We start from the raw sequence: 7,232 nt of genomic DNA on the forward strand, positions 1-7,232 counted from the left end.
GCGACCACCCTCGAGCGCTCACGTATCGCCCGGTGTCGATCACCCTTCCACGCTCTGATGTCACGACGCGCTTTTCGACTCGGACGGATCGTCCGGTGGGAGGCGGATCGAACGCACCGATCCCGTCACTGACGCTTCCGGAGGTATCGATCGGCCCGCTCGACGAGCAGTGATCGAACGTCCGACTCCGACGCGCCGCCCTCGGCCGCGAGGAGCGGCGTCTCCCGACCGAGGCGTTCGAGTGCGCGCTCGACGACGCCCTCGACCGTGGCGGGTTCCTCGCCACACGCCTCGACGATGCGTTCCATCCACTCGTCGGAGACGTGCTCCGCTATCAGGGCATCGAGCGCCTCGCTCCCGTGTTCGGGCGCATCGCGGTCCGAACCGGGGGACACGAGCAGGTCAGGATGGCGGCGGACGGCCCGACCCCCGGCTTTGTTTCGAAACACGACGCCAGCGGCGGGGCCGTCGTACCAGGACGACTCCGGGATCGCGTATGCGTCCGGATCGACGTCCACGGCGCGAACCTCCTTCGAGAGGGGTTCGATCGGAACGAGTCCGACGTGCTCGAACACTCGTTGGGTCGCGTCCGGTGACAGGAACCTGCCCCGCTCGGCGTCGTACACGTCGCTCCCGAGGAACGCGGGTGTTTCCTCTAGGTCGTAGGCGATCCGATGACGATCGGTGGCGACACCGAAGAAGGTGACCGAACGGACGTCGGCGACGGCGTGGCGGAACGCGTCCCGAGCGAACGCATCGCGGATCGTTCGCACGGCGTGCCGATACCGGAGCGGGATCGCGTCGGGGTCGAAGACGCACTCGACGTCCCCGAACTCGATGAGCCCGGTCTCAGTCACGCGAAAGCGGAGGGGCCCGCCGTCGATCAGCTCCTCGATCCAGAGATGTCCCGACTCGAAGACGTCAGTCGCCGCGGTCGCCGGCGGGAGCGGCGGGAACTCCTGCATGGTCGTCATCCGTTCCCCCAACGGCGAGCGGCCCTGAAAAACCCTCGCAGGGACGAGGATACACGTGGATCTCGGTTCGGAACGCGGACGATCAGTGATCGACGGTTCCGGTTTCGGTATCGGTCTCCTCGGAGTCGCTCTCGAGCGTCACCGAGTCGTTGGCCGCGTTGCGCAGCGCGTCGGACCGCCCGAACTCGCCGGGCGCGATAGCCAGCGTTCGGATCCCGTAGCCGTTCGCGGTCTCGATGACCGGTTTGAAGTCCGTGTCCCGGGAGGCGATCGCGAGCATCGTCATCCGTCGTTCGGCCGCGAAGCGGGCGGCATCGACGGCGAGTTTCACGTCCACGTCGCCGCTGGTGACGACGACCTCGAACCCGCGGGCCTCCGCGGCCTGAATAAGCCCCGGCGTGGCGTGTTCGTCCAGATACAGCCGCGTCGTCACGAGCGGCCCCGCCGCTTCCGCCGCCTCGCGAACGTCGTCGAGATCGACGTCGAACTCCTCACGTAACACGTTCGGGCCGTCGACGAACAGCGCGACGCCGACGGATTCGTCGTCTTCCCGACCGGTGGTGTCCATACGGCCGATATCGCTGCCGTAAAGATAGGCGTGCTGATCCCGAACGGCGCGCGAACGAACGAAGGGCGACGATGGCGAACGAGGGGCGACGATGGCGAACGAGGTCCGCCCGTCGAGAAAACACCTTATATCCGTTTAACCCCTCCCGAGGCGGATATATTAGCTATACGAAGTCTTGAAGTAGGATGTTCACTTTTAGCGGAGTAAGATGCCTTCAACCAGCACCTTTACCGTTGCATCTCAACAGAACGATCACGATTGCATCACTGTACGTGCCCATCCACGCAACGCGACGTATCACGTCGTCGACTACGCCGACGAAACGGCGCGCGATCGCGTCGCTGACCTGACGGTCGGGTCGACGGTCCGGATGGAGCTCTCGCGCGCGGGTCGCCGCGGTAACGTCTGGCGCGCGGAGTCGGTCCACACCGCGGAAACGGACGGCGGTGAGTAGGCGGGGCCGGAACCGCCCCACCATCGAGTGACAACGGTGCCTGCTTGGGCCGCCCGCTATCGGTCGATAAAGGGCGGCGTCACGACTTCGGCTCGCTTCTCGTCGCCCCGAACCACGACGCTGACTTCCGTCCCGTCCGCCGCGTACGACTCGTGGAGATAGCCGAGCCCGATCGGCTCGTTCAAGGACGGGCTCATCGTCCCCGACGTCAGGTGACCGACGCGCGTGAGGTCGCCGTCGGTGACGGCGTACCCGCCGCGAGGGACCCCGCGTTCGAGCAGTTTGACGCCGATGAACGTCTCCGTGATCCCCGCCGATTTCGCACGGGCCAGCGCGTCCCGGCCGACGAACGCCGTGTCGAGGTCGACCGCGAACCCGATCCCCGCCTCGTACGGAGTTCTCGGCTCCTCGTCCGGGTCGAAGTCCTGTCCGGAGAGGAGAAAGCCCATCTCCATCCGGAGCGTGTCGCGCGCGCCCAGCCCGCAGGGCTGTGCGTCGTCGAACGCGCTCCAGACCGTCTCGGCGTCGCCGACCGGACAGAGCAGCTCGAACCCGTCCTCGCCGGTGTATCCCGTCCGCGCGACCCACGAGGCGACGCCGTCGACCGCCGCGACCGTCGCGTCGAACGACGGAAGCCCCGAGACGTCGCCGTTCGTGACCGCGTCGTCGAGCGCGTCCGCGGCGTCGGGACCCTGTACCGCGACCATCGCCCAATCGGCGGTCGTGTCGATCACATCGGCGGCGAGGTCGTGCTCGTCGCGGTAGTCGACCCATCGGTCGTGCGTCTCCTCGTTGTGACCCGCGTTCGGAACGAAGAGGTACGCCGGGTCGCCCGCTCCCGCGTCGAGGTCGTCGTCCATGTCGGCGAGCGCGTCCGCCGCGGTCCCCGCCTCGATGCCGTCCGGGAGCCGGTAGACGATGACGTCGTCGACCATGATCCCCTCCTCGGTCGTGATCGCGGCGTACTGTGCGTCGCCCGGCGCTAACGCGCCCACGTCGTTGGTCGTCAGCCGGTTCATCAGCGTCGTCGCGTCCGGGCCGGCGACCTCGATCTCGCTCATGTGCGAGACGTCGAAGATCCCGACGGCCTCGCGGACTGCGGCGTGCTCCTCGCTGATCGAGTCGAACTCGACGGGCATCTCCCACCCGCCGAACCCGGTGAACTTCGCGCCGCGCTCCTCGTGGACGTCGTACAACGGGGGTAACCGGTCTGCCATGGCGAGATATGTTTCGGACGAGCCTAAGGTCTTACCATGGTCGGTTCGCCGTGGCGACACCCTTAACTCCGAAACACGTCGAACGGAGGGTAATGAGTACCGACGCGCCGGGCGACGGAGAGTCCCGGTCCGACGGAGAGTCCGGGACGGACGCGGAGCCGGAGGGGTTCGTGAGCGCCTGCGAGGAGCTGGTCGACCGGATCCTTGCGGGCGACGTCGACGGTGACGACCTCGAGGCCGCGAAGCTCGACGCCTGCTCGGAGTTCTCCTCGCCGAAGGTGCCGAAGAACACGGAGATCCTCGATCACGCGCCGGCCGACGCCCGCGAGGACGTCATGGAGGTCGTCCGCCGGAAGCCCGTCCGAACCGCCTCGGGCGTCTCGCCGGTCGCGATCATGACGTCGCCGGAGCTGTGCCCCCACGGGAAGTGTCTGTACTGTCCCGGCGGTCCGGCCTCGGAGTTCTCCTCCGCACAGTCGTACACGGGCCACGAGCCCGCCGCCGCCCGCGGGAAGCAGAACGACTACGACCCGTACGGACAGGTGACCCTCCGTCTCGAACAGCTCCGGAAGATCGGCCACCCGGTCGACAAGGTGGAGCTGATCCTGATGGGCGGGACGATGACCGCCCGATCGCACGACTACCAGGAGTGGTTCGTCAAGCGCGCGCTGCAGGCGATGAACGACTACGACCTCGACGCGGAGCCCGAACCCGCGGAGGGGACGTCGTTCGCGCCGGACCCCGCCGACGTCGAGTTCGAGTACCTGGAGGACGTGATCGCCGAAAACGAGACGAACGAGATCAGGAACATCGGAACGACCTTCGAGACGAAGCCCGACTGGTGTGACCCCGAACAGATCGACCGGATGCTGGATCTGGGCGGAACGAAAGTCGAGGTGGGCGTCCAGACCACCTACGAGCGGATCAACCGCGAGATGCATCGCGGACACGGAAACGAGGCCTCGCGAAACGCCAACCGACGCCTGCGTGACGCCGCGTTCAAGGTCGGCTTCCACATGATGCCGGGGCAGCCGGGAATGACGACGGAGATGTGTCTCGAGGACTTCCGGCAACTGTTCGGCAACCCCGACTGGCGACCCGACTACCTGAAGATATATCCGACGCTGGTCGTCCGCGGCACTCGGGTGTACGACCGCTGGCACAACGACGAGTTCGAGCCGCTCTCGAACGAGGAGGCCGCGGACCTGATCGCGGAGGTCATGGGGGAGATACCGAAGTACACCCGGCTCCAGCGGGTCCAGCGCGACATCCCCGCGGACTTCATCGACGGCGGCGTCTGGAAGTCGAACCTCCGACAGCTCGCGAGCCAGCGCGCCGACGAGCGAGGGATCGAGATCCGGGACATCCGCTCCCGCGAGGTCGGTCACAACGAGGCGGACCCGGACCCCGACGACGTCGAACTCGACGTGATGACCTACGAGGCGGGCGGCGGCACGGAACGGTTCATCTCCTTCGAGGACCCCGTCCGCGACCTGCTGATCGGGTTCTGCCGGCTCCGGTTCCCGTCATTCGCGCCCGATCAGCCCGGCGCGCCGGGCACCGAGAGCGACGCGGTCCGACCCGAGCTCGCGGACGCCGCGCTCGTTCGGGAGCTCCACGTGTACGGGAGCGAGGTCGGGCTCGGCGGCGACGGCGACTGGCAGCACAAGGGGTACGGCCGTCGACTGCTCGAACGCGCGGAGGAGCTGGCGCGTGAGGCCGGATACCGAAAGGTGTCGGTCATCTCCGGGATCGGCGCTCGCGAGTACTACCGGAACAAGCTGGGGTACAGTCAGGACGGTCCGTACGTCTCGAAGCGACTCTGAGACGGGAGCGACTCTGAGCCGGAAGCGACTCTGAGCCGGAAGCGACTCCCGAGAATCAGTCGTCGGTGGCTGTCGCGTCGAACTCGTCGCTCTCGGAGGCGACGGAACCGTCAACGGAGCCGCCGACGTCGAACGTCTCGAAGTGCGCCACCTCCTCGACGGGTCGCCGGAACTTCCGCGGGAGCGTCTCGTCCGGCGCGTCCGCCGCCGGATACCCCATCGTCACGAGCATCACCGGCTCGTAGCCGTCCGGAACGTCGAACGTCTCGACAAGCGCCTCGGCATCGAACCCGCCCATGGGACAGGTGGCGACGCCGCGAGCACGGGCCGCGAGCATGAGTTCCATGGCGGCCAGCGCGGTCGACTTCGCGGTCCAGACGCGCCGCTCCGACTCGGGATACTCTCGCATGCCCTCGATCGTCTCGCGGGTCGCGGCCGCGCCGTCCTCGTCGCGGTATCCCTTCTCGATCTGGTCGTCGAGAACGCGGTCGACGTGCGCCGCGGGGTCGAGGTTCCCGAACACGGCGAGCACGACCGGCGCGTCGGTGACGTGGGGCTGTCCGTACGCGACCGTCTGGAGTCGCTCGCGGTTCTCGTCGTCGGACACGACGAGGAACTCCCACGGCTGGAGGTTGTAGCTCGACGGGGCGAGCGTCGCTGCCTCGAGTATCTCCGTGACCGTCTCGCGGTCGAGCTCCTCGTCCGCGTAGTCGTGAACGGACCGGCGCTCGGTGACGACGTCGGTGAAATCCATCGGTTCGACCGACGGTCCGGAGACGTATGAGCGGCACGGACGGGACCGAACAGTGGTCGGTGTCGACGCTACCGGACGACGGTCACCGGAACCTCGGCGCGGCGGACGACGCCCTCCGCGACGCTCCCGAGGACGACGCGGGAGAGCCCGGTTCGACCCTGACTCGCCAGCACGACGTGGTCGAACGGTTCGTCGTCGTCATCCTCCCCCGTGGCGACGTCGAGGATCGTGGCCGTCGGTCGCCCGACCTCCAGTCGGGTGTCGACGTCGGCGTCGACGGCGTCCGCCGCGTTCGAGAGGATCCGCTCGCCGCGCTTGGTCGCGCTGTCGTACCACTGTTCGACCGCGCCGGGGAACCCGCCTTCGGCCCCGGTCGTCGAGTCCGCGGGGTTGATCACGTGCAGCAGCGTCACCGCGGCGTCCGGCCACTCCGCGACGGCGAACCGGAGCGCCTCGACCGCTTCGTCCGATCCGTCTATCGCGACGAGTATCCGTTTGGTCATGTCCCTCGATTCTCCCGGACGGATTAAAAAGGCGGGCGTCGCGGCGAGGGCGGCGTTCAGATACGGATTGAAAAGTGAGGCGATGAGTTTTCAAAGTGACTTATGTCCGGAAACGACCGCTTCATCGGCTGCTTAGCCGAGATCAACGTAGAGTTTGTGGAGCTCCGCGAAAAACACGATGTGGATGATGCGATCTCTCTCGTCGATGGCGAGGTTCCACTTCAGCGAGCTTGTTGTAAGTACGACCTCGATTTTAGGTTCGATCCGGCGGCGGAGAGATACCCTGGTTCGAAGAAGGGAGTGGGAAACCACTAACCGAGGACAGAGTATCACAAATCGGAACGGGGAGCTAGACCTCTGGCCAGATACGCTTCTCCTCGCCACCATCGTCCTCCTCGCTGTACTCGGTGCCGGTCACTTCGCGCTCAGTTTGCTCAGCGGTATCCAGTAGGAGCGGCTCTGTTGAAATCCTATTATGGGATGAGCAGGCGCAAAACCCCGCCCTTCAGGGCGGGGAGGATGTCAATCAGACATAACGCATCATGAAACAGCCGATCTTTGAACGTGCTTCTTGATCGATAACGGGAGTGGGTGAATCAGATCGGTGGCGTGGTTGTTTATACGTGAAACTGGAGTGTTGCTGCCGGGCGTTTATAAGTGGTCGACGACTCTGCGATGAACACCTGCAAAGCCCCAGCCGCTCGCTTATAAGCGGTCTCACTCGGATCGACGGTGAACACCTCCAAAGCCCCAGCCGCGACGACTCGCGCGCCTTGCTGCGCGCCTCGCTCGCGTCGCTCGCTGCGGTGCTTACTGCGGCGGGCTTCGTCCTCGCGGCTGCCCCTTTGAGTCCCACCCCGCACAGCACAGCACCCGCACCTCACGCCTCCCCAGCCTCGTCAGGGGCGGTCGCCGGAGCCGCTCGGCGACCGCCCC

General features: G+C 66.5%; 7 protein-coding genes and 1 pseudogene. 3 read left to right on the top strand and 5 right to left on the bottom strand.

Annotated elements, in window-relative coordinates:
* Positions 1-125: 125 nt before the first annotated feature.
* Both ACNSN7_RS14390 and ACNSN7_RS14395 read right to left on the bottom strand, forming a co-directional pair.
* Positions 126-974 carry an RNA ligase family protein gene (locus tag ACNSN7_RS14390; RefSeq protein WP_418282994.1) on the bottom strand — a complete coding sequence of 283 codons (849 nt, stop codon included), beginning with the start codon at positions 972-974 and terminating at the stop codon, positions 126-128.
* 82 nt (positions 975-1,056) lie between these two features.
* Positions 1,057-1,542, bottom strand: a complete 486-nt coding sequence (locus ACNSN7_RS14395; RefSeq protein ID WP_418282995.1) for an NYN domain-containing protein — start codon at positions 1,540-1,542, stop codon at positions 1,057-1,059.
* 208 nt (positions 1,543-1,750) lie between these two features.
* On the opposite strand from ACNSN7_RS14395, the gene ACNSN7_RS14400 reads away from it, so the two are divergent.
* Positions 1,751-1,996, top strand: coding sequence for a DUF7999 family protein (locus ACNSN7_RS14400; protein ID WP_418282996.1), 246 nt, complete (start codon positions 1,751-1,753; stop codon positions 1,994-1,996).
* A gap of 56 nt (positions 1,997-2,052) precedes the next feature.
* Here ACNSN7_RS14400 and gcvT read toward each other — a convergent pair whose 3' ends face one another.
* The gene (gene gcvT, locus ACNSN7_RS14405; protein WP_418282997.1) at positions 2,053-3,213 is read right to left on the bottom strand and encodes a glycine cleavage system aminomethyltransferase GcvT; all 1,161 of its coding nucleotides are present in this window, start codon (positions 3,211-3,213) and stop codon (positions 2,053-2,055) included.
* Positions 3,214-3,305: 92 nt separating this feature from the next.
* Here gcvT and ACNSN7_RS14410 point away from each other — a divergent pair, with 92 nt between their 5' ends.
* Positions 3,306-5,039, top strand: a complete 1,734-nt coding sequence (locus ACNSN7_RS14410) for a tRNA uridine(34) 5-carboxymethylaminomethyl modification radical SAM/GNAT enzyme Elp3 (RefSeq protein WP_418282998.1) — start codon at positions 3,306-3,308, stop codon at positions 5,037-5,039.
* Positions 5,040-5,094: 55 nt separating this feature from the next.
* On the opposite strand, the gene ACNSN7_RS14415 is transcribed toward ACNSN7_RS14410, so the two are convergent.
* Positions 5,095-5,793, bottom strand: a complete 699-nt coding sequence (locus ACNSN7_RS14415; RefSeq protein WP_418282999.1) for a nitroreductase family protein — start codon at positions 5,791-5,793, stop codon at positions 5,095-5,097.
* A 68-nt stretch (positions 5,794-5,861) separates the two neighbouring features.
* Complete coding sequence (locus ACNSN7_RS14420) at positions 5,862-6,296, bottom strand: universal stress protein (RefSeq protein ID WP_418283000.1); 435 nt, start codon at positions 6,294-6,296, stop codon at positions 5,862-5,864.
* 153 nt (positions 6,297-6,449) lie between these two features.
* Here ACNSN7_RS14420 and ACNSN7_RS14425 point away from each other — a divergent pair.
* Positions 6,450-6,575: pseudogene (locus ACNSN7_RS14425) on the top strand (IS6 family transposase); the annotation flags it as partial.
* Positions 6,576-7,232 lie beyond the last annotated feature (657 nt).

The organism is Halorubrum rarum, assembly GCF_048380895.1.
Classification (GTDB): Archaea; Halobacteriota; Halobacteria; order Halobacteriales; family Haloferacaceae; genus Halorubrum.